Source organism: Chitinophaga sp., assembly GCF_035538455.1.
Taxonomy (GTDB): Bacteria; Bacteroidota; Bacteroidia; order Chitinophagales; family Chitinophagaceae; genus Chitinophaga.
In genome coordinates, this window is record NZ_DATLKJ010000068.1 from 1 (window position 1) to 2,164 (window position 2,164).

At 41.5% G+C, this 2,164-nt stretch carries 5 protein-coding genes; all 5 read right to left on the reverse strand.

Annotation, left to right across the window (positions count from 1 at the left end; genetic code table 11):
* Positions 1-171 (reverse strand): IS66 family insertion sequence element accessory protein TnpB (gene tnpB / locus VM802_RS08095; RefSeq protein ID WP_325529327.1); only part of this gene is annotated, 171 nt, incomplete at its 3' end.
* Positions 168-461 carry an IS66 family insertion sequence element accessory protein TnpA gene (tnpA, locus tag VM802_RS08100; RefSeq protein ID WP_325529323.1) on the reverse strand — a complete coding sequence of 98 codons (294 nt, stop codon included), beginning with the start codon at positions 459-461 and terminating at the stop codon, positions 168-170. The genes tnpB and tnpA, both read right to left, overlap by 4 nt.
* Before the next feature lie 12 nt (positions 462-473).
* Complete coding sequence (locus VM802_RS08105; RefSeq protein WP_325529324.1) at positions 474-1,010, reverse strand: hypothetical protein; 537 nt, start codon at positions 1,008-1,010, stop codon at positions 474-476.
* A 37-nt stretch (positions 1,011-1,047) separates the two neighbouring features.
* Positions 1,048-1,821 (reverse strand): relaxase/mobilization nuclease domain-containing protein, encoded by a 774-nt coding sequence (locus VM802_RS08110; protein ID WP_325529325.1) that lies wholly within the window; start codon positions 1,819-1,821, stop codon positions 1,048-1,050.
* On the reverse strand, positions 1,818-2,164 hold a 347-nt coding region (locus tag VM802_RS08115), incomplete at its 5' end, for a plasmid mobilization protein (RefSeq protein WP_325529326.1). The genes VM802_RS08115 and VM802_RS08110, both read right to left, overlap by 4 nt.

The window sequence follows — 2,164 nt, forward strand, 5'->3', positions numbered from 1 at the left end:
CAGGTGTGTACGTCGTCGGTTAATAAAAATGAACGCATCTCCTTGTGTTACATTGCGACCAAGCTCGTTGATTATGATTCCGCACAATTGATTAAATCCCTTACGCATATCAGTCTCTTTGCGGTAAAGATGATAACTGCGGTGATTACCCAACATGAATAGGCTACTCATGAGCCTAGCTCTTTTAAGTAAGCTGCACTCACTGGCTGATAAAGCCTGATCTTTCCTACTTCGGCAAAAAGATTCCCCTGAGATGGGACAGTAACCAGAACTTTCGTAAATCCACCTAAAGCACCTGTACCGTATTTCTTACGCCAGTTGTAAAAAGTGTTAGAAGGAATATTTTGTTTCTTACAATAGTCTTCAATACTTTGGTTACAGCCTTCATATTCTTGCAATATTCGATGTATCTCTTTTTTGCTTCGACGTTTCCGTCTCTTTGCATCCGACGTAGGGTTCATCACTTTTTTCTACTAAGCTAGTGTCTTCAAAACAGCAAAAGAAGACGTGGTTGGCCGAATGCTTACCCGGAAAGCCCGTTGGCCTACCCTATAAATGCTATCAGTCGCAGACAACATAGAGCGCAATGACCTCTCAGAGCGCAGTTGCAGAAAGCGGTATTTTATATCCCCTGCCCTGTAATTCTGTAGCTGTGCGCGAGTGTTGAACAAGCACACACAGGACAAGGCAAGTAATAGAAACAAACCGCAACTAACGATTATTCCTGCGTTTACATGATGATAGTGCTTAACTTCCCGTCTAGACGGACGTTTCAGTAAATCGTTATTTACTTCAAGTTGTTGTGATAGTGTATAAATCCCTGCCGTAGGGAATTTCAATTGTTCCGGCATTTTCGCCACCTCAGTCTTAAGCTGGTCTACAGTGGAGCTGACATATTCCAACTGGCCTGAATAATCCGGCATAGTCGGTCTACTACTAATCATCTGCCGAATACTTTCATCAATTTTATTTAACTTGTCAATAATTGACTGCAATAACAACTCATTCATAAAACAATCATTTGTTAGTTCTTAAATAGATTTGAGGTCACAAGCGTACTCCCCGACGGGTAGACAGCTTCTGATCAGGCATTATCCGCAGCTGCATTGCTTTCTGCAATCCTGCTATAGAAAACTTCCTGTCAATGCTGCTACCTTTAAAAGCATAATTATCTTTCCTGAAACTGATCCCTTGTAGTTGCTGCGTAGTTCCGTTGTACTTATACTGTACGTCTATCCCTTTTTTTAACAACACATTCTCTAATTCCTGCAGCGTTTTGCAGCGTGGCAACACTGATTCTATAACCTGAAAGATTTCATATCGTACGGCTTCTTCGCGGTTAAGTGCGGCAAGGTTTGTCTGAGATATTTTCTTTTCAACAGCAGGAATCAGCCTATATTTGGAAGTAAGCTGCTGTGCTATTTTCTTGCTGCGCAAGCCTATCCAATTATCCTTGATAGCCCTTCCCTTGTTATTTACCATGTTAGCAATAATGTGCAAGTGCTGATGCTCAGTATCTGTGTGCCTGGTTATCACAAATTGGGTATCTGTAATCCCAAGCCTTTCAAGATATTCATGCGCAATTTTTAACATCTCCTGATCCGTTAACTGTTCTCCAGGATAAAAACTAAGAATACCATGAAATACTGCTTTTTGCTTTTCAGGTAGTTGCTCTCTGTTCATTTCAAAATCATGGGCCATATGTCGGTAGTTGTAATCTCTCACGCCTTCAGCTTCCAGTATAACCGCTCTCTTTTCATTAGCGCAGATATAACGACAGCAACCGTAAAAAGACTTACCCGTAATTACTTTGCTAATCATCTCTTTAACCGGTTTAAAAGGTCATCAATCTGGCTTCGATAATTTTCAAACAATAGCATAGCGCTCAATATTCCTTCTTTATGAGCCGTCTTTGCTATTTGATTAAGGTTTGTTCCAATATTGATCAGCTGTCGGATGTATGCCCGCTCTTCATGATTTAAACGGGCATTAACTTGCCCATGTAAAGCCATCTGACGGATATACACCGTATAGCGCAGATCCGCTATACGGGCTTTTTCCTTTACAATGAAATATTCAGCCTTGGTAAGCCGTACGCCAGTACGTATTTCTTTCCTCACGGCTTTAACGGGCCTACCGCCCCTGCCCTTTTTCTTTTCTGGTG

Coding starts and splice junctions, on each gene's coding strand:
- tnpA (WP_325529323.1), bottom strand. CDS start 461: ATGAACCCTACGTCGGATGCAAAGAGACGGAAACGTCGAAGCAAAAAA.
- VM802_RS08105 (WP_325529324.1), bottom strand. CDS start 1,010: ATGAATGAGTTGTTATTGCAGTCAATTATTGACAAGTTAAATAAAATT.
- VM802_RS08110 (WP_325529325.1), bottom strand. CDS start 1,821: ATGATTAGCAAAGTAATTACGGGTAAGTCTTTTTACGGTTGCTGTCGT.